Origin of the sequence: Haloferula sp. (assembly GCF_049672945.1) — a bacterium.
In the GTDB taxonomy this organism is placed as follows: domain Bacteria; phylum Verrucomicrobiota; class Verrucomicrobiia; order Verrucomicrobiales; family Akkermansiaceae; genus Haloferula.
The window spans coordinates 1-19,471 of sequence record NZ_JBATWY010000076.1 but is presented as its reverse complement, the minus strand read 5'-3'; the positions used below and the strand labels follow the sequence as shown (position 1 = coordinate 19,471).

At 60.5% G+C, this 19,471-nt stretch carries 19 protein-coding genes; 3 read left to right on the top strand and 16 right to left on the bottom strand.

The window, feature by feature from the left end; all coding sequences use genetic code 11:
• Window positions 1-203 precede the first annotated feature (203 nt).
• Window positions 204-1,994: a DUF389 domain-containing protein gene (locus tag WBG04_RS06345; RefSeq protein ID WP_424313540.1), complete on the top strand. Its 1,791-nt coding sequence runs from the start codon at window positions 204-206 to the stop codon at window positions 1,992-1,994.
• On the opposite strand, the gene WBG04_RS06340 is transcribed toward WBG04_RS06345, so the two are convergent.
• Entirely contained in the window at window positions 1,991-2,485 is a 495-nt protein-coding gene (locus WBG04_RS06340) for a rhodanese-like domain-containing protein (protein WP_424313539.1), read from the bottom strand. The genes WBG04_RS06345 and WBG04_RS06340 overlap by 4 nt on opposite strands.
• Window positions 2,486-2,657: 172 nt before the next feature.
• Here WBG04_RS06340 and hisG point away from each other — a divergent pair, with 172 nt between their 5' ends.
• Both hisG and WBG04_RS06330 read left to right on the top strand, forming a co-directional pair.
• The gene (gene hisG / locus WBG04_RS06335; protein WP_424313538.1) at window positions 2,658-3,545 is read left to right on the top strand and encodes an ATP phosphoribosyltransferase; all 888 of its coding nucleotides are present in this window, start codon (window positions 2,658-2,660) and stop codon (window positions 3,543-3,545) included.
• A gap of 40 nt (window positions 3,546-3,585) precedes the next feature.
• Complete coding sequence (locus WBG04_RS06330; RefSeq protein WP_419530355.1) at window positions 3,586-3,690, top strand: AURKAIP1/COX24 domain-containing protein; 105 nt, start codon at window positions 3,586-3,588, stop codon at window positions 3,688-3,690.
• A 732-nt stretch (window positions 3,691-4,422) separates the two neighbouring features.
• On the opposite strand, the gene WBG04_RS06325 is transcribed toward WBG04_RS06330, so the two are convergent.
• The 15 genes from WBG04_RS06325 to WBG04_RS06255 form a co-directional block, all read right to left on the bottom strand.
• On the bottom strand, window positions 4,423-5,070 hold the full coding sequence (locus WBG04_RS06325; RefSeq protein WP_424313537.1) for a cbb3-type cytochrome c oxidase N-terminal domain-containing protein: 648 nt from the start codon (window positions 5,068-5,070) through the stop codon (window positions 4,423-4,425).
• A gap of 4 nt (window positions 5,071-5,074) precedes the next feature.
• Window positions 5,075-5,239 (bottom strand): hypothetical protein, encoded by a 165-nt coding sequence (locus WBG04_RS06320; RefSeq protein WP_424313536.1) that lies wholly within the window; start codon window positions 5,237-5,239, stop codon window positions 5,075-5,077.
• 36 nt (window positions 5,240-5,275) lie between these two features.
• Entirely contained in the window at window positions 5,276-7,804 is a 2,529-nt protein-coding gene (gene ccoN / locus WBG04_RS06315) for a cytochrome-c oxidase, cbb3-type subunit I (RefSeq protein WP_424313535.1), read from the bottom strand.
• Window positions 7,805-7,824: 20 nt separating this feature from the next.
• The gene (locus WBG04_RS06310; protein ID WP_424313534.1) at window positions 7,825-7,974 is read right to left on the bottom strand and encodes a hypothetical protein; all 150 of its coding nucleotides are present in this window, start codon (window positions 7,972-7,974) and stop codon (window positions 7,825-7,827) included.
• 73 nt (window positions 7,975-8,047) lie between these two features.
• The gene (locus WBG04_RS06305) at window positions 8,048-8,569 is read right to left on the bottom strand and encodes a hypothetical protein (protein WP_424313533.1); all 522 of its coding nucleotides are present in this window, start codon (window positions 8,567-8,569) and stop codon (window positions 8,048-8,050) included.
• Window positions 8,570-8,669: 100 nt separating this feature from the next.
• Window positions 8,670-9,350 carry a hypothetical protein gene (locus WBG04_RS06300; protein ID WP_424313532.1) on the bottom strand — a complete coding sequence of 227 codons (681 nt, stop codon included), beginning with the start codon at window positions 9,348-9,350 and terminating at the stop codon, window positions 8,670-8,672.
• Window positions 9,351-9,359: 9 nt separating this feature from the next.
• The gene (locus tag WBG04_RS06295; protein ID WP_424313531.1) at window positions 9,360-10,628 is read right to left on the bottom strand and encodes an MFS transporter; all 1,269 of its coding nucleotides are present in this window, start codon (window positions 10,626-10,628) and stop codon (window positions 9,360-9,362) included.
• Window positions 10,629-10,708: 80 nt separating this feature from the next.
• Window positions 10,709-11,755 carry a hypothetical protein gene (locus WBG04_RS06290; protein WP_424313530.1) on the bottom strand — a complete coding sequence of 349 codons (1,047 nt, stop codon included), beginning with the start codon at window positions 11,753-11,755 and terminating at the stop codon, window positions 10,709-10,711.
• Window positions 11,743-13,101 (bottom strand): GH3 family domain-containing protein, encoded by a 1,359-nt coding sequence (locus tag WBG04_RS06285; protein WP_424313529.1) that lies wholly within the window; start codon window positions 13,099-13,101, stop codon window positions 11,743-11,745. The genes WBG04_RS06290 and WBG04_RS06285 overlap by 13 nt, the downstream gene beginning before the upstream one ends.
• Window positions 13,077-13,808 (bottom strand): hypothetical protein, encoded by a 732-nt coding sequence (locus WBG04_RS06280; protein WP_424313528.1) that lies wholly within the window; start codon window positions 13,806-13,808, stop codon window positions 13,077-13,079. Before WBG04_RS06280 ends, WBG04_RS06285 begins: the two co-directional genes overlap by 25 nt.
• Window positions 13,805-14,374, bottom strand: coding sequence for a hypothetical protein (locus WBG04_RS06275; RefSeq protein WP_424313527.1), 570 nt, complete (start codon window positions 14,372-14,374; stop codon window positions 13,805-13,807). The genes WBG04_RS06280 and WBG04_RS06275 overlap by 4 nt, the downstream gene beginning before the upstream one ends.
• A complete protein-coding gene (locus WBG04_RS06270; protein ID WP_424313526.1) occupies window positions 14,371-15,366 on the bottom strand; it encodes a Rieske 2Fe-2S domain-containing protein in 996 nt (331 codons plus the stop codon). The genes WBG04_RS06275 and WBG04_RS06270 overlap by 4 nt, the downstream gene beginning before the upstream one ends.
• Complete coding sequence (locus WBG04_RS06265; protein ID WP_424313525.1) at window positions 15,363-16,352, bottom strand: fatty acid desaturase family protein; 990 nt, start codon at window positions 16,350-16,352, stop codon at window positions 15,363-15,365. The genes WBG04_RS06270 and WBG04_RS06265 overlap by 4 nt, the downstream gene beginning before the upstream one ends.
• Window positions 16,349-18,997, bottom strand: a complete 2,649-nt coding sequence (locus WBG04_RS06260; RefSeq protein WP_424313524.1) for an FG-GAP-like repeat-containing protein — start codon at window positions 18,995-18,997, stop codon at window positions 16,349-16,351. The genes WBG04_RS06265 and WBG04_RS06260 overlap by 4 nt, the downstream gene beginning before the upstream one ends.
• A 109-nt stretch (window positions 18,998-19,106) precedes the next feature.
• Window positions 19,107-19,471 (bottom strand): hypothetical protein (locus WBG04_RS06255; RefSeq protein ID WP_424313523.1); only part of this gene is annotated, 365 nt, incomplete at its 5' end.

Sequence of the window (19,471 nt, the reverse complement as noted above, 5' to 3'; positions counted from 1 at the left end):
GAGATCATTCCGATGAAGCCGATTTGGAAGTCGGTGGGGTTTTGGATGGGCAGTCTTTCTATTCTGCGCCGCTGGCAGAGAAAACGGCTGGCGGTCAGGGGTTCGTAGTTCCGCCTTTAGGCGGTGCCTTTCGGTGCTTCGACCACCTGAAGGTGGAACTACGAACGCTTGTGGAGATCCGTTAGGGAAGATAGTTAGTCGTTATGCCATTGGTGCTGGTGATTCGTTATCCGGAGGAGGCTTTGGGCTTGATGGCTTGGGGGCGTCGGGTGGCGGCGGCTTTGGGCGAGTCGATGGAGATCGTGGTTTGCGATGAGCAGGTGAAAGGCCCGGAGCTTGAGTGGATGGATGAGGAGGCGCCGGAGTATCTTGGAGCACTGGCGGTGGAGGAACGCTGGGCGCGGGTGAGGATGGAGAGGGCACTGGAAGCTCTGGTGGTCCATGTGCGGGAAACGAAGTCGCGCTTCCTGCTGATCGGGAAACACAATTCGGGAAAGGGTCTGAAGGACTCACCAGAGCGCAAGCTGTCGCGTGCGGTTTTTGCGCAAGTGCCCTGTGCGGTGGGGGTTTTGAGGTTGCCGGAGATGGGTCATGAGTGGGCGGGCAAGGTGCTGGTGCCGTGTGCGGGTGGGCCGCATTCGAGGGTGGCGCTGCGTTTGGGAGAGAAGCTTGGAGGCACGGGAGCGACGGCATTTTTTGTCGAACCGGATACCGATCTGGTGTCGCGAGACGTCGGGGAGCGGGTGCTGAAGAAGGCGATCAAGCGGGCCGGGGTGGAGCCGGATGCGGTGACGCAGAAGGTGGTGCTGGGCGACAGGTTTTCGGAGGAGATCCGGCGTGAGGCAGAATCGGGGGACTATGAATTGCTGCTGATCGGTGCGAGCAATTCGGGAACCTTGAAGGCGAAGCTTTTCGGGACGGTGCCGGACAAGCTGCTGAAGGGACCTCGCGGACTGGCGGTGGGGGTGGTGCGGGCGGCGCTGCCGACCGGCCGGCAAATGAAGGAGGCGGTGGGGCGGTTTTTGAGACTGAGGGTGCCGCAGCTTGAGCGGGAAGAGCGGGTGGGCTTGGTGGATGAGGTCGAAGGCAAGGCGCGGTGGACCTTTGATTTTGCGGCCTTGATGCTTTTGGCGACGGCGATTGCGGGCCTGGGTCTGCTGGCGGATTCGGCGGCGGTGGTGATTGGCGCGATGCTGGTAGCTCCGCTGATGATGCCATTGATCGGTGGTGGGCTGGCTTTGGTGCAGGGCAACTGGCCGCTGTGGAGGCGCAGTCAGCGGGCGGTGCTGATGGGATTCTTCGCTGCTTTGGGAGTGGGGCTGCTGTTAGGGTGGGGGGCGCGGATGCTGGGATTTGGTCTAACGGGTGAATTGGCTGCTCGAGGTGAGCCAACTTTGCTCGATCTGGGAGTGGCATTCTTTTCCGGCATCGCCGCAGCCTACTGCCTGGCCAGACCGCAACTCTCGGGCGCGCTTGCGGGGGTGGCGATTGCGGCTGCCTTGGTGCCACCCATCGCGACGGTCGGGATCTGTCTGTCGCTCGGTGAGGTGGCGACGGCGCGGGGTGCGGCTTTGCTTTTCGGCACGAACGTGGTGGCGATTGTGATCGGCGCGGCGGCGAACTTTTTCCTCGCGGGCATTCGTGGTCCGAGTGCGGGCGGGCTTTGGGCGCAGCGCTTGTTCATTGTGCTGGCGCTGACCTGTGCGGGGCTGGCGGTGCCTCTGACGTCGGTGCTGGTCGGAAAAGTGACGGAACCCCGGATGATGGAAAGTCGTCTCAGTGAGGTGGCCGAGACGGGTGGCTACCGTTTGGTGAAGCTGCGGAAGTCGCGACCGGGAGGAGAGAAGCTGATAAGTCTTGAGATCGCGGGTCCGGAAGCGCCGGGCGAGGCATTGATTGAGGCTTTACGAAAAGCAGCCGAGGCGCAGACGGGGGAGAAGGTGAAGCTCAGGGTGCGGACTTTGCTTGAGCAGGAGACGGGGGAACTGGATTAGTCCATGCCGATGGCTTTCCACTCCATCCATCCGCCTGAGTAGACCGAGACGGGGATGCCCCGCTTGGCAATCATTTCGGCGACGACGTGAGAGTCGTTGCAGTCTTCGCTGCCGCAGTAGAGGACGATCTCCTTTCCGTCGTTCAAGGCCTGCTTCATGTTGGCTTGTTCGCGATCGAAGGCCTCATCGAATGGTTTCGGGTAGAAGAGGATCGCTCCGTCGATGTGTCCGAGCTTGTAGTAGAAGGGAAGGCGCACGTCGTAGATGAGGGTCTTGCCCGCCGCGCGGAGTGCGAAGAGTTGACTGATATCGAGCTCCTTGATGGGCGCGGTTTTGGTTTTGGGTTTACCAGAGTCAGCGGGAGCAGGTTTTGCGGACTCGGCGGGGCTTTCGACGACGGGGGCTGAGGGTTCAGGTGTTGGAGGTCGTGTGCAGGCGCTGAGGAGGACGCAGATCATGCCTGTGGAGATCATTTGGGAGCGGGTTTTCATGGGAAAAGCATGGATGGGTGGGTGGTGAGAATCGAGGAGGGATTGATGGGTTTCTTGTTTGCTTCGGCGCGGCTGAAAGCCGCTTTGCCCACTTATGGCGCTTGGAAAGCGCCACTCCGTAAAACTTCCCTTGCTCCCGGGGCATTCCCCGGCTATTCCCGCCGCCCGCGCGATGTCTGAGACCTCCGACAAGACCCTGAAGATTGCGATTCCCAAAGGGAGTCTGCAGCAACCGACCCTCGATCTGCTCGAGAAGGCCGGCTACGACATCTATGTCTCGTCGCGTGGCTACCGTCCGTCCTCGGATGATCCGGAGCTGGATCTCTACCTGATCCGTTCGCAGGAGATTGGCCGCTACATCGGACAGGGATTCATCGATTGCGGGATTACCGGCCTCGATTGGGCGACCGAAAGCGGCGCCGAGCTGGTGGATTTGACGGAGTTACCTTATTCGCGGGCGACCGCGCGTCCCACCCGCTGGGTGCTGGTGGTTCCGGAAGATTCGCCGATCAAGAAGCCGGAGGACCTTGAGGGAAAGCGGATTGCGACCGAAGGCGTCGGCCTGACCGAACGCTACCTCAAGCAGCGCGGAATCAAGGCGGATGTGGAGTTTTCTTGGGGCGCGACCGAGGTAAAGGTTCCCGATCTGGTCGATGCCATCGTTGATATCACCGAGACCGGTTCTTCGCTGCGCGCGAACAAGCTGCGGATCGTCGACACGCTGCTGACCTCCTTTCCTCATTTCTACTCGAGCCCGGAAGCTGCGGCGGATCCTTGGAAACGGGAGAAAATGGATCGCATTTGCCTGCTATTGAAGGCCGCGCTCGAGGCCCGCGACAAAGTTGGCTTGAAAATGAACCTTCCCGAGGAGAAGTTGCCTGCCCTTCTCGAAATGCTTCCTTCGCTGCGCCGCCCTACGGTGTCGCAGCTGTCCGAAGCAGGCTGGGTGGCGGTCGAAACCGTCATCTGTGAGAAGGTCGTCCGCGACATCATTCCCGAGCTGAAGGTGCTGGGCGCCGAAGGCATTATCGAATTTCCGCTGAACAAGGTCGTTCCTTGACCGAGTCAGCAATCCAGAAACCAACAACCGAACACGATCCATGGGCTCGCTCAAAAAGCGTCGTAAGACCAAGATCAACAAGCACAAGCGCAAGAAGCGCCAGAAGCAGAACCGCCATAAGAAGCGGCTTCGCTACAAGTCCTGAGGCATTTGCCTGAGGAGAGCTTGATTGATTCAGCATACTTTCAAAAAGGGGACCCGGCATCATTTGCCGAGTCCCCTGTTTGACGTACGGTTCGGGGAAAAGTATGGAGCGGGGGGTTCTAATCCCGGAGGGCGGACTCGGTCTTTTTCCTCGGCCTATTTCCAAGATCGTCCTCAGCTCTCAGGAGAGATCGATCAGGAAAGGGGGGCGGCTGGATAGGGGTATCCTTGGGCGAGCGATCTGGCGGTGGTCGGGTTCGGCGAGTTCGATCTCAAGCCTGAATCGCCGGGCTTGGTCGGGAATTGCAAAGCCCCGCTCCTTGGTGTCCGGGCAAAAGAATGCCGCCGGGGTCCCACCCCCGGCGGCTAATGAAACCATCAACTTATGGATGCTCGAAAGAGAAACCCTGAAGCTGACAATCTGCTGTTCACCCTGAAAACTCACACACACGGCGCGGTCTTCATTGGGTTAAGACTCTTCAGGTCGTGAAACGTTCAAAGAAACTGAAGTTTTTTTGGCGAAATCAATGAAGACGGGTTGTTTGGTCTCCGGTGGGCCGTTCGGACATTTGTAACTCACTGGAAATGAGCACAAAAAAGCCAGGTTGGTCTCGATGGAGGTGAGGCGAACCTGGCTGGTATTGATTGGTGACGATGGCCGATTGGCTGACTTTCGCTGGGTGGATGTTGGCGCGTGGGGATGCTTTGGCGGGGCAGGAATGCCCTTGCTCCCTTACATGCCGAAATCCTTGGGATTCTCCGAGATGAGGTAGGCGGTGACTTCGGCGATCTGGACCGGCGTCAGCATTTGGCCCCAGGCCTGCATCTTGGCGCCGTTGTGACCAGGGGAGTCCGGCGGGGTGCCTTCGTTGATCAGCTTGAAGAGATCACGAGGTTTGTTGCCGTACTTCCATTCGCCATCGTTGAGAGCCATGCCGGGGAGCGGGATGACCTGATCTCCGACAGCCATGGTCGCGGACAGGTCGGCACCGTGGCAGGGAAGGCAATTGGTGGTGTAGAGCGTCAGGCCGGCAGCGACCTTGGTGGAATCGGTGGCCCATTCATTGATCAGGGCTTCGTCGGTGATCGACTCCATGGCAACGGCGAGCGCGGCCGCTTTCTTTTCGTGAAGGGCAGCGATTTCCTCGGTGATCTTCTGCTGATCCGTCTTCATGATCGGCGTGTTGTAGTAGAGCACCCAGTAGACGACGAGCCAGACGATCGCGCCGTAGAAGGTGAAGAGCCACCAGTTCGGGAGCTTCTGGTCGAATTCCTGAATGCCGTCGTATTCGTGTTCGCGAAGAATGACTTCGCCTTTTTCGCGGGCGAAGTCTCCGCGACGGATCTCCGGATCGGATGATGGTTTCGTTTCGTCGGGCATGGTATCAGCGGTCGGAGTCTTTGAGAGGCAGGGAGGCGAGGCGTTTGCGTTCTTCTGGCTTGAGACGAACGGCCCGAATGGTGGTGATGAGAAACACGGTGAACATGACGGCGAAGGCGATCATCGGGACGATGTTCGTCCAGTCTTCGTGAGTGACGCGCGAGAACATGGTGGTTGGTGTTTGGAGGTGATTGAAGGAGTGGCTTCAGCGGGCGGAAGTCTTGGTATCGATCTTCGAATTCCGTGCCTCAGGACGGTTGGAGTCGGGATTGAGCGGCATTTCCTCAGTGGGGGATTCGGTCTCGGAAATCGTGTAGGTTCCGATCTTCTGCACGTAGGATATGAGAGCGACGATTTCGCGTTCTGCAAGGTACTGCGCAAGCGCGTCGCCCGAGAGTTCTTCCTGTCCGGGAAGAATGACTTGAGCAGCCGCGAGACTATCTGCGATTTCACGTGCCTGGACGCGGGCTTGATCGTTGATCTCATGCTGGTTCATGGCCGGATAAGGGACGCCGAGTTTGCGCTGCACACCAATCTTGGAGGTAAGAGCCTTGAAATCGGTTTTCTTGTCAAAGAGCCATGGGTAGGCAGGCATATTTGATCCTTCCGAAGTCTGGCGGGGATTCATGAAGTGGTTGTAGTGCCAGACGTTGTCGCGAATACCCGAGCGCATGTACTTCGAGCCCTGAACAATGTCGCCACCTTCGCGGGCGAGATCGGGACCGGTGCGCTTGGAACCCCACTGGAAGGGGTGGTCGTAGAGGGATTCACCAAGGTGCGAGTAGTCGTCGGCCACTCCAGCGCGACCATAGCGCATGACGTCGGGCTTGAGCGTGCGGATCATCTGCGAGTGGCAGTTGTAGCAGCCTTCAGAGACGTAGATGTCACGACCGGCGAGTTCGAGTGGCGTGTAGAGTTCCTGGAGTCGTCCTTCGATGTTCTTGTCACGATTGACGATCAGGGAGGGAATGATCTGGACGGCCCCACCGATGGCCACGGCGACAAATACCAGCACGGTGAAGGGTAGGTAGTTGTGGAGGAGCTTTTCGTGGAACTGGTTCCAGATAGCACCCCGTGCATGGAAGGCCCGGATGGCTTTTACGACCAGTAGAACGGAAAGCACGAGCGCGACCTTGTCGGCGTGGGGTGGCAGGAAGAACCACAGGCAGAGGAAGACGATACCAAGCAGGGTGTGGGCGACGGGGTCGTTGATGAAGGTTTCCCGCATCGACATGGTGTCGCGTGAGGCCTTGGCCGGAACCGCGACTTCGACCGTTTCGTTGTGAGGGGCACCCGAGCGAGCGGTTTTCCAGATGTTCCAGCCGCAGATGAAGAAGCCGACGAGGAAGAGCAGGCCTCCGAGTGAGCGCAGGATGTAGGGGAACTGAATGGCTTGGAGGGTTTCGACGAAGGTGTATTTCAGCGTGACTCCACCGGTATCGACTTGGCCGAGCATGAGGCCCTGCGTGATGCCTGCCACCCACATCGCGGCGACGTAGAGGAGGATGCCGACGAGCCCGATCCAGAAGTGCATGTTGGCGGCGGCGACCGAGTAGAGTTTGGTTTTCCAAAGTCGCGGAGCCATCCAGTAGAACATGCCGGCGGCCATGAAACCGTTCCAGCCGAGGGCACCGGAGTGGACGTGGCCGATGCCCCAGTCGGTGTAGTGGGAGAGGGCGTTGACGGCACGAATGGAGAGCAGTGGGCCTTCAAAGGTGGCCATGCCGTAGAAGGTGATGCCGGCGGCGAAGAACTTGATCACCGGATCCGTGCGGAGTTTGCCCCAGGCACCACGCAGTGTGAGCAGGCCATTGAGCATGCCGCCCCAGGAAGGTGCCCAGAGCATCAGCGAGAAGAGCATGCCGAGCATCTGGAGCCAGCGTGGCAGCGAGGTATTCAGCAGGTGGTGGGGGCCGGCCCAGATGTAGATGAAGACCAGTGACCAGAAGTGGATGATCGAGAGACGGTAACTGTAGACCGGGCGATTCGCTGCCTTGGGCAGGAAATAGTACATGATGCCGAGGATCGGCGTGGTCAGGAAGAAGGCGACCGCGTTGTGCCCGTACCACCACTGCACCAACGCGTCCTGCAGGCCGCCAAAGATCGGGTAGGAGTGGGTGAGCGAGGTGGGGATCGAGAGGTGGTTGACGATGTAGAGCATCGCCACGGTGACAATGGTCGCGATGTAGAACCAGAGGGCGACGTAGAGGCTGGGCTCGTTGCGCTTGGCGAGGGTCCAGAAAAAGTTGATCGCGAAGACGACCCAGATGAGGGCGACGGCGATGTTGATCGGCCAGATGAGCTCGGCGTATTCCTTGGATCGGGTAAGGCCGATGGGAAGGGTGATGGCGGCGGAGAGGATGATCGATTGCCAGCCCCAGAAGTGGATTTTGGACAGGAGATCCGAGGCGGTCCGGCATTTGCACAGCCGCTGGGTCGAGTAGTAGACGCCAGCGAACATCATGTTACCGACGAAGGCGAAGATGACGGCGTTGGTGTGGAGTGGGCGGAGCCGACCAAAGGTCAGGAAGGAGATACCATCGGCCTTGATGGCACCGAAGGTAATCCACTCGAGGAACTTGCCGTTCATTTGCCACCACGAGAGCTGGGTGGCGATGATCACGCCGACAAGCATGCCGACAATCCCCCAGACGATGGAGGCGATCATGAACTGACGAACCGTTTTGTCGTCGTAGGTGATGGTGGTGGTTTGCGCGGAGGCCGAGGTGGTCATGGTTTGGGAAAAAAAGGGGATCAGGGTTCGCTGGAGGAGTCGTCGAGCGGCAGGAGCGAGTCGCGCTCCGGTGAGGAGTTTTTCGAACGCCGGAACTCGCCGATGAAGCAGCAGATGAAAATCCCGGCGAGGCAGAGGCTCACAAGGATGGTTAGGGCGATGACGTTCATGGAGTTCGGGGAAAGAAAGCGGAGCGGGCTGGGCCGGTCGCCGCGTGGATTGCCGGAGGATGCGCGGATTCTCTCAGGCGGCCGAGAGATGGCGGCGGCTGGCAGACCATTCGAGGAAGCTATCAGCGATCAGGGGTGCCAGGCAGCGCGAGTGGAAGCGCGATGGGTTGAGAATGATGTGGTAGCTGTCGGCAGAAGACTTCGGGATACCGATCGATCCCCGGAAGCCGTTGGGGTCCTCGTCGATGGCCTCGAAGGCAAGGGCATCGTCGAAGACGACATGGCCTCGCTTGGCGATGGCGGCCACCACTTTCCGCAGTCCGCAGCGGCTGGTGGGTGGACATTTGCCACAGGATTCGGTGATTCCCAAAAGCCGTCGCTGAGCGGGATCGGCGGCGATGGCGTGGATGATTTGTGGAGTGAGGGCGATCCAGTTTCCACCGGACTCCTCATCGAATTCGTTGAGTAGGCGAGCCACCGCAGCGGCGCAGCCGATCAAGCTACTATCTTGAGTTTGAAGAAGGACGAAAGGGGCTCCCTTGGCCTCCTCTGCGAGTAACCAGTGATGGAACTCAGTTAGGGTCGTGATGGGCATGGATCGAGTTGGAATGATGGCACATCGTTTCCGAATTTGAGGGGTAGTGCTCCGCGTTGACTGCCCTAGGTTGCGCGGATCTTCGCGTGATGCGGCTCAGTCAGGGTGCTCCGCTGGGGTCGTTCCTGTGCTTGTAGAGCTTCGCCACCAAGTAGAGGTAAAGGAGGCTGACAACCGCTGGATAGCGCCAGCCCATGTGCCAATTAAAGAGGTATTGGTAGAAGGAGAAGGTGTTGAAGTAGCCGTAAATCGAGCAGGCAAAGGCCATACAGAGCAGGCTGGATAATTTGAGGAGCGTGGAAGATGGGAGGCCGCTGGATTTGAGGGCAAGCACGAGGGAGATCAGGCCGGCGACGAGATTGGTCCCAGAAAATATGCGGAGGTCAGAAAGGATGCGGCCCAGCACCTTCTGGTAGTACTGGTGAATCTGAATCTTCCATCCATGAAGTTTCGAGATGAGGGCATTCTCCGGGAGCGCGAGATCCACAGATGGTTTTCTTTCGATGATCGTGGAGATGTATTCGGCCGGGTCTCGGTGATACTCGGCGAACTCCTTGTCGATGGCCTCCTCCTTCGCTTTCGAGAGGAGGAGCCTTATTTCAAAGCTTTTCGATCCTTGTTCTGCGAGTGCGACGATGGGTTCAGCGTAGTCGGCGGTCTTTTTGGCTGCGAAGTCCCGTGCGACAGCTGTTAGATGAGCCTCGCCAATGAGGGTGTAGCCAAAGGCTGTGAGAAAGAACGCGGCAATGATGCCATTGAGGGTGATGAGAAACCGGCGCATGGGTGGGTGCTAATTACCCCGAAGCGCGGGATCGGTGATTAGTGGTCGGAGTCGCCAGATTAGGAAGCCGGACCCGACGAGGGCGAGGGCAGCGCAGATGAGGAAGACGTGGTTTGACGCGAGTTGAAAATGGGAGCGGGCGGCGAGGAAGATAAGAGAGCCGAGCGAGCTGGCGATGAAAGAGAGAGCGTTGGCGGTGCCGAGAAAGCGGCCACGTTCGTCGTCGGGCGAGAGGTGCTGGAGCAGCGCTTGGAGCGGGACGATGTAGAAGCCGGCGAAGATACCGGCTCCGGCAAGGAGGATGGCGACGAGGGTGAAGTTGAGAGGTGTGAGACCGAGCAGGGCGAAGAAGAGGGTCATGCCGACGGCACCGACCGGAATGAGTCGGGGCTCGATGTGCTTTCCTGAGATGAGTCCGGCACTGACACTGCCGATCCCGATGGAGATGCCGAGGATTCCAAGGAGAATGCTGGCTTTCGTCGGCGTGACTTGGAGAAGGTCGCGATAGTCGGGGAGGATCAGGATCGCGAGCATGCCGATCATGTAGAAAAAGGCCCATGCTGAGGCGACGAGGAGAAGGTGGCTGCCTGCCATGTCGCGGACGGCGTGGTAATAAACGCTGAAGGGATTCCAGTTGATTTTAAGTTCAGGATCCATGGCCTCAAGCTTCGGGATGGGAAGTGCGACGATGAGCCCGAGGATGGCTGTTAGAAGCATCGCGACACCGGGTAGCCAGAGCATTGGGGAAAGGCTTGAACCGGGCTCGGGGGCATAGAAGCTGTAGACGGGACCGGCTGCCAGAGTGCCCGCAATGACGGCGAGGTTGGTGAACATGTTGATCGAGCCGTTCGCCTGGCTGAGTTGCTCCTTGCCGACGAGTTCGGGAATCATGCCGTATTTGGCTGGGCCGAAAAAGGAGCTCTGGATGGCGAGGATGAGGAGTGCCGCGAGGGTCAGCCAAAGGTTTCCCATGAGGAAACCCGCAAAGCCAATGAGCGCGATGAAAACTTCCGCGATTTTTACCAGAACGGTGATGCGGCGTTTGCTGGTGCGGTCGGCAAGTTGGCCAGCGAACCCGGACAAAAGGATGAAGGGGATCGTCAAGCAGAGGCCGACGTAGCCTTGGCCGCCCGCGCCGAGTTGTCCGGACCAGAGCCCGCCGGAGGCGACGGCAAAGGAGAGCACCCCCTTGAGCAGGTTGTCATTCACCGCGCCGAAGAACTGGGCGATCGTCAGGGAAAGGAAGCCTTTGGTGAAGAGGCGGGAGGTTTCGGCCATCTGGGTCGGAGACTAGCAGCTTGTCGCGGATGGGGGAGCAGGAAAAGCGGGAAGGATGCGCGGCTGTCGAAACCTGCCGATCACAGATGGGCGAAGTCGAAAGAGAACGGACGTTTCAGCTCGGGCGGTTCTCCGCTGAATCCGACGAGATAGTGGCCGGCCCGCGTCTTCCAGGCTTTCAAGCCCTCCAGCGCTGCAACCAGCGGATCAGCGGCATCGAGACCGATCGCATGGAGTCCGCTTTCCGACAGGACTTCGGCAAGCATTGTTCGGAGAATGGCGGGATCGCGTTCGTGGCAGAGTACCGGACCGAGGGCTTTGGGTGATAGAAAGCCACCGGCGGGTGGAAGTCGGGGCAGCCCGTGCAGCTTTGCCCAGCTATTGTAAAAAGGTCGCGCCACTCTGATGGTGTGGTTGTAGCTCGTGATACGCGTCCTCCGAAAGGATGAGGTGTCGCGGACGCCCAGCAGGCCGACCAGTCCGCCGTCGCGAAAAGCGAGAAGTCGGCGGACGCCTTCAACAGGATGAAAATCGTCCCAGCGGGTGAACTCCGCATCCGGGCCGACCTCTTGGAAAAAGCTGCGCATCAGCGCCTGGTCACCCGCTTCGGCCCATCGGGTGGATATGCCCGTGGCTGAGCCGGAGACCCGTTGCCGCGCGAGAAACCAGCTCAAGTAGGTGCCGCAAGGGTGATACTCGGGTAGCCCGGCACGACCATCCGTGAGGATTTGCGCCGCTTCGCCATTGTCCTCGAGAATCAATGTTCGTGCCCATTCGCCGTCTGAAAAAACCTCGTCGCGAAGCAAGCGGTAACCCCGCGCGAGCAAGGTGCCCTTGCGGTAGGCTTCGTCGATCCGGAGATCGGAGAGGTAGCGGACGCGCTGCAATGAACCGTTGAGAAAGACCCGGCTGGCACCTGCAGAGAATAGACCTACGGCGTTTCCAGTAGCTCGTTCGAATGCAGCCCGGACTTCCGGTTCCTCGGACTGCACTGCGGCGCTGGTGAAAAAGTCACCAACCCGTTCCTGCGTGACCCGGATCCGCGAACCCATCGGCGTTCGCCGCAGCAGGTCGCACAAGGCTTCGGAGTCTTCCGGCTCCGCTCGGCGATAGATCAGCTTTGCCATAGTCCGCTCAATTCTCCGTGCTCGATCACCGGCAATTTCACATCGCCCTCGCGGCTGCCCCGCTTTCGCGCCAGCAAGGCGGATGCTTCTGATTCCCAATTGTCTGGAAGGAGGCCACCGGCTTCCACCTGAAGCTGCCCGTTGCTCACTGCAGCGCGCAGATGCGGGTTCTTCTTAAGCTGATCGATCACCTTTCCATGGGCATCCGTCGACCAGACCTCGTAGCGGCAACGGTCGTGCTGCACGCGCACGAAACCCGACTTGTTTGTGTTACGGAAGGCCGCTGTTACTTCGCTGGGTGAGAGTTTTTCTCCGACGAGATCCGACACGCCACCGCGACGACCAAGAAAGCGAACGATGCCATCACCATCGATCTCGACGAGATCTCCTGTTCGGTAGCGATAGAGCCCCGCTGCGGTTGTTAGAATCACTTCGAAGGGGCGTCCGGGCGCAGGTTCGCGGTGGCAGTTCCCATCTTCGAGATCAAGGAATTCGTGCAGGTGCACACCTTTCGCCAGCCGCGCGCCGCGACCCTTTGGAATAGTGGAGACGCCTTCGGTAGCCAGCAGGCCTTTGGGTTCCAATACGACACTCTCGCCGAGACATTCGCGTAGACGTCCGGTCCACATCGCCGCCTGTGCGTCGGCCCAGCAACTTACCACCCGCAACTCGGGCCAGCGTTCGGCCCAGGTGGCATTTCCCGGCAGAGCTTCGTCGATACGGAGCAAGAAAGTCGGACTCCAGACGGACACCGAACGCAGTTCGGGGCAGTCGAGCAGCGCTTTCGCGGTGGCGGAGAAAAGTTCACCGTTTTCGATGTCGGGTGTGACCAGCCAGCTCCCGAGAGCTTCGGCGATGTCACCGGGAAAATAGGCGCCGTCACTCTCGAAGCCGAGTGGAAGTCCGCCCGGCGTTCGTCGTCCCTCGCCGAGTCGTGGTGAGACCGACCAGTAGGCGGGGCCTTCGAAAACCTCCGGCCAGCGTGCCCGCCATGATGCCATCCAGCTGCCGAGCGCCATCGCCATTTCGCGCTGAAATCCCGGCGTCACCGGAATGGCTTTCGCGCCACTGGAACTGCCGGAAGTCAGCTCGAAGCCAATGGGTGACTCCGCGGTCAGCACCTCGGATTCGCCCGCATGCGAGCGCTCGATCCACGGCTTGAGGTCATCGTAGTCGTGCAAGGGAACGGCTTGGACGAAATCCCCATAGCTGCGCACGGATGCGAAGGTGTGCTCGCGCCCGAAGGCGGTGTTTTCATTCGGGCGGACGTAGCGCGCCACCGGATCGAGGTGTTCCGGCAGCGGGTACTTTGCCAGTCGATTCAGGAGTGTCCGGCCTTCGTGCATGATCCCTGGAGGTAGCCGCCGAGTGCGGCGCGTTTGAGGTTGGATGGTGAGAGTTCGGTCAGGCAGACGAGTTCGTCGCCATGCGCGAAACCCGGATTGCGTTCGAGGAAGAAGCGCACCATCCGTTTGCCTTCGCGCCGATGGCTGCCGTCGGCGAGTTCCGGCTTGAGCTGGCCGATTGCTTCGGGAAAGCGGATCACGCCATCCGCTGCGCACCAGGCCTCTGCGAACAGATGCCGCGCCGCGGTCGTTGCGACCTCGCGAAACTCGTTTTCGTTGGAGCTCGGATTCGGATGGAAGCGTTTTGCGTAGAGCGGCAGGAACAGGAAGGTGCGGTGTCCTTTCGAAATCAGCATCCAGAACAGCCGTCTCTCATGATGCGCACGCCAGCGTCCGGCGCGTTCGCAGAAGGCCCGCACAAGTTCGCTGCTTCCCCAGTGAGCGGGGTCGATGATCGTGTCGCCGGAGAAAAGCAGGTCACCGAGTTCGTGGCGGAATCCTTTCGGATTGAAGGCCAAGGTGGTGAACCCCTGAATCACATCGCAGGCATCGACCAACAGGATCACCTCGTCTTTCCACGCAAGGTCATCCCGAAAGCGGGGCTCGGACACGCAGTCGTAGGCCGCTCCGAAAAGCTCGAACATGCGCGACTTTTCATCATCGGTTAGATCGTCGATAGCGACCGTTCGTGAACTCAGTGGAATCATCGGAAGTTGTGGAGAAGGATGAGGAGAAGGAACGTAAGTTGCGGTACCAGCAGGGCGGCGGTCCAGCGGTGGATCCAGCGGGATTCGCGGCCGGGCGGCACGTAGAAAACACCCTCCTTTGGTCCGCCGGTCGCCTTGACGAACCAGCGGACGAAGCACAATTCGCAGAGCAGTGACACTGCCGTCAGAGCAACCCACGGCGCGAGGCCCGGGACCGGCATCTGCCACGAAACGAAACCCAGCAAGAGCAGATGGAAAACGTCGTGGCCGACACCATAGGCGACCCGCCATCGGCCAGTGGCACAGAGCGGGATCTCAATCGCCGCGCGCAGAACCATCGAGGCCGCGAGCAGGACGAACGGCAGACCAGCCTGGAGAAGAAGGAGTGGCAGCAGAATCCAGAGTACGATGGCATAGGCGAGCCAAGCCGCCTTGGCCGCCGAGATGCCGCCACCCGGTGCGCCGCCCCGGTTTTGTCGCCACCAGACACCCCCTGCCAGAGCCACGCCGACACCTGCCAACAGCAACGAGCCGCCGCGTCCGACCAGTTCGCCAGCCTCCTTCATACGCGCAGCTTCCTCCTTTCCACCGCTTGGTGTGCGAGTGACTTGCCATCGAGCAGCGCCCGGATGCCACGCGCGATCGCATCGGTTTCATGATAGACAAAGCGCGCTCCGCCATCGCGTGCGATGTCCTTGGTCTGTTCGCGAATGATCTTCACATCCTGGTTCAGGATCAGGTGCGAGATCGGTTCAAATGCCAGCCGCACGAGCGCGCCGAGCGGTTCGAAACGATAGGCCATGTAAGTGTAGACCCGGGTCTCTGTTTCCGTCACCGGCGTGCATTGGCTCATCACGATGTATTGCCGACGCTCACTCATGCGGTAATCGACCCGGGTTACATAGGGCAGTTGGAAACGGTCGACATGATGGATCGACTCACCATCGGGCACGAGCATCCGACCGATCAGCGAGTCCATTCTCGCTTCGTTGATGAACTCCGCCTCGATCCAGTCCTCACCGCCCCGAATCTCGATTTCGACCTCCTTGGTTTCCTCGCCACGGAACAGTCCGCGATGAACGTGCGCGGTGTGGGGGACATCGAGGAAGTTTTCGACGCAGTGGAAGGCATGGCCTTCGAAACGCCGCTCCATCACCCAGTGATGCCAGCCGGCTTCGTCGAAGCGCGGAAAATCGAGCGGTGCTCCCCCGGGTTCCGCCGCGCCGGTCCAGATCCAAACGAAACCCTGCTTTTCCACGGTCGGAAATGCCGCGACCCGCAGCTTTGCGTGCGACTCACAACCATCGCACGATGCCGGGATGTCGGCGCAATGGCCGTCGCCAGCCCAGGTCCAGCCGTGGTAGGCGCAGCGCAGACCCTTGCCGGTGACCTTGCCGCGGGAAAGCGCCATGTTGCGGTGGGCACAGCGGTCGCGCAGGCAGGCAGCCCTGCCGTCCTGATCGCGGAATAGCACCAGCGCCGTGCCGTGGACCGTCCGTGCCAGCGGCTCCTTCCCGAGTTGCCGCGAACGGCAGGCGATGTACCAGTGTTCCTTCATCCGGGTTTCTTTTCGCTCGCCGGCGTCACGACGCCGAGTGGTTGGAGATCGAGTCGCAGGGCGGCTTTGGCGAACTGCTTGAGGAAGCTGCCGTATGATTCCGACTTCAGGGCATTGGGAAGGCGCGGCCAGATCAGGCGATGCAGTTCGGAGAGGTGGTAGCTCGGTACTTTGGGAAACAGATGGTGCTCGAGGTGAAAGTTCTCGTGCAGCAGCAGCCACGAAACCCAGCGCGGCGACATCACGGTGCGACTGGCGAGGTAGATGTTCTCGACATCGCCGAGTGCGTGGGAGGCCAGACCCCGCAGGTTTGTTAGAAAGTTCATCACCAGCAGCGGCAGCAGCCAGAACTTCACGATCACCTGCGTTTCAACAATCACACCCACGATTGCCAGAATGCCAAGGATTGCTGCGTACTCGACGATGATGCTCAGGCGGGCGCGCTTCGAGGAGAAACGCCAGGCGAAGACCGGCACCATCAAAACGTAGATCAGCGACCCGGCGATCAGTTGCGCGAAGTAGGCGAGCCAGACGAGCAAACGGCTTCGGGCATGCTGCCTGTAGGTTCCCAAGTCGCGCGCCTTGCCGAGCTCGAAGTGGTGGTAGGTGTGGGTCACGCGGTAGGCCGATGCCGACATCAGGCTGGGAATGCCGACGAGAAACGAAAGCAGGCGATTCGTCCGGCGTCCGTTCCAAAGCAATCCATGCAGGCCCTCGTGGATGAAAAGGCCGCTCGAGTTCATCGCCAGCCCCATGATCGCGACCGCTGCCGCCGAGATCACCCAGTGGCCGTTTCCCAGCACCATCGTCAGTGCTCCAAGCCCATATAGAGCGATGAAGAAAAGCAGCTCACGGCTGCGGTGCCAGCCGCTGAGATGGTGGAGTGCCTGCACTTGATCTTCGATGCCTGCCGACAGTTCGTCACGCACTGCCCGCGGGTTCTGCGAGCTTTTCAGGTCGAGCGTTTGTCCGCTGATCGTTCTCATCGGCGCACCACCTCGCCCTCCGTTTCGCGTTTGATCGTGACTTTCCGGCGGGTGGTCGAGCTGCCTTTCCAATGGCTGCCATCCGGCCACAGCACTTCGATTTCGACCGGATCCGTGCCGGCGGCGAAGTGGAGTTCATGGCCCTGCTGGGCGGCGAAGCCGGAAATATTCGTCACCCACTGGACGCGGCCGTCCACGCTGACGCGGGTGCCGATCGCATCGCGTGCGACCTTGTGGCCGTCACCGACCAAGTGCACCGCCAACCAGCCGGATGAAGGTTTACCACGGTTTTCATAGTAGATCGCTGAATCGAACTGGCGGGTCACCAGCAGGTCGAGGTCGCCATCGCGGTCGAAGTCGACGAGCACCGCACCGCGGGTGTTTCCCGGACGATCGAGGCCGGCGGTGGTGGCGGCATCGGCGAAGTCTCCACCGCGGTTCAGCAGCAGCCGCATGCGCTGGCTTCCCCAGATCGAATAGCCGCGCAGGTCGCCCCAGCGGTCGGCGTAGGCGTGGACCTCGGGTCCGGTCCGTGCGAGGTTGGCATTCGCATACCAGTAGTCTTTCGGCTCCTCGAATCGGCGGTCGATGTGGTCGTCGACCATGCCGTTGCACTGGACGAGGTCCGGCCAGCCGTCGAGATCGATGTCACCGGCTGCCGCACCCCAGCCGAAGCGATGGGCGTTGAGCGCACCGCGTTTGACGGCTTCGTTTTTCATCGTCAGGTGTCCGGGAGTGCTGCGGTTGATCCACAGCAGGCTGCCCTCTGCCTGGAGCGGCGCGTGGACGTTTGAGACTTGCACGTCCGGTCGACCGTCGCCATCGAAGTCCGCGACGGTGGCGTTCATGCCCTTGTAAGTATCGCGCCCCAGTGATCCGGCGAGCGTGCCGCTGATCCTTTCAAAACGACAACCTCCGAGGTTGCGGTAGATGTCGTCCGGGCCGAAATCGGAGGCCACGTAGAGGTCTTGCCAGCCGTCGCCATCGAAGTCGGCCGTGTTCACCGCCAGCGACCAGTGCGTTTCGTCCAGTCCCGTGGCGGCAGGATCGAGTTCCTCGAAGCGACCGTCACCAAGGTTGCGGTAAAAGCGGTTGAGCCCGCCATTCGTGGCGTTGTGCCAGCTCGCGTGCATGAAATGAAACATCCGGCGGTCGCCTGCGAACTCGGCCGAAGGAAGCACGAAGGGGTTGAGTGGGGTCGGCTGGTCGTAGTCGGCGAGGTAGGGGTTCATGGCGTTGCAGACGAAGAGATCGAGGTCGCCATCTCGGTCGGGATCGAAGAAGGCTGCCGACAGGCAGACGGTATGGCCGCTGATGCCGCGGAGCTCGGTCTCATCGCGGAACTCCAGCTTGCCGCTTTCGCTCAGCTGATTGATGAGAAGCCGTGACTCGCCGTAGCCCACGCCGACGAAAAGATCGGCATCGCCGTCGTTGTCCACGTCGGCAAAGGTCGCGCTCGAGGGGAGCCCATAACGAGCTGGATCGGAAAAACGTTCGAGATCGGGAATCGCCAGCCGCTCGAAGCCTTCGCCGCCGCGGTTGAGCATCAGCGCGGCTCGCTTTTCACCGGACTTCATCGGGTAAGTGAGAAAGATGTCCTGCCAGCCATCGTTGTCGACATCCGCCACCGCGACCGCATCGCCGACGGAGAGGATCCACTTCGCAATGTGTGCGACGCGTGAATCAACATCATCTAACAAACCGCTCATTTCTGCTTCGAGTCCCATGTCCTTTTCCTCGAAGCGGAGCTCCGTTGCCGCGTTGGCGGGATCGCCGGTCCGAAGTATCGGCACGGTCAGCAGTGCTACAGCTGCAGTTGCAGTGAGGCGGGGGAGTTGGGTCCGGAATTCGAAACCACGCACGAAATGGTAAAGATAGATCCCGCCCTGAACGGCGAACAGCGCCGGGAACAGCGTCGAGTAGCTCTGGCGGAAGTGCAGGACCAGGTCGATCACCACCACCGCGAGCGCGAACAGGAACTGGCCGAGCGGCTTGCGCGGGGTGGTCGCCGGATCGGTGAGCATGTAGAAGGCGAAGAGGAAGAAGGCCGGCGAGGTCAGCGAACCGAGCAATACTGCTTCGGCCGGTAAGTGATGTCGCAGCACCCAGGCGCGCAGGCAGGTCTGGATCAGGTAGAGCCCGATGAACCAGGCTACCAGCGGCTTGGCCTTCAGATGGGGGAAGCTGAAGACCAGTCCGAGCGCTGCGATCACGAACAGCGCTGCCGCGCCACCGCCCCACTGGTAGGCGGGAGAGGGCGAAAGCATGCCGCCGCTCAGCCACATGCCGACGATCAGGCCGAACAGGCCGGGATTGAAAAAGTGGCGGCCCTTGATCGAGAAGAGGGTTTTCGATGCGATGCCCACCACCGCGGGAAGGACGGGAAGCCAAGGGTTTGCGCCGAAGTTGAGCAACAGGCAGAGACCGAAGCCCGTGATCAGGCCCGACCATGGAAAACCGCCGTGATCCGGGCGCAGCCAGCGATTGAAAAGCAGGTCGGCGAGCACCGCCACGCCGACCGTCGTGATTGCCTGAAGCGGCTGCCTATCGATTCCCCAGGCCAGCCAGCCGAGCAAGAGGTAGGATCCTAACAGCCCGGCGAACAGGGGTCTTGGATCGCGTTTGGTCGGGACGGCGTCAGGCATCACGGCGAGCAGACTGACAGGCTTTGGGTTCAAAATGAAATCGATTCTCCGCGTAGGATCATCATCCCTGGCGATGATGGGAATTGGCTGGCGGACGCTTGATGGTTTTTCAGGATGCAAGGCCTGGCCAGAGGTCGCCGGAGGTGATGTCGAAAGAGAGAACTCCTTTGAGTAGCTTATCGTTCACCGCGCCGAGGAACTGGGGGAGGAGGGTCTTCCGGTTTCTTGTTTGGTCGGAACCGGTTGCCGATTCTGTGATCGGAACCCTTTTCTCTTGAGGCGATACGATCGCGTTGGTGAGGCCTGCGGTGGTGATGCAAGCTCTGAATTCGAGACAGCACCTCTCCTTTGAGCGACGGGGGCGTCGCTCCTCGTGCGCCGCGAAGCGCCAACACCCTTCGGAGTGGGAGACTCCGGCCAGCCTCGGGCGCATCCGGGCTGAGAACTGGAAGTAACTGCGTCGCCGCGAGGCGG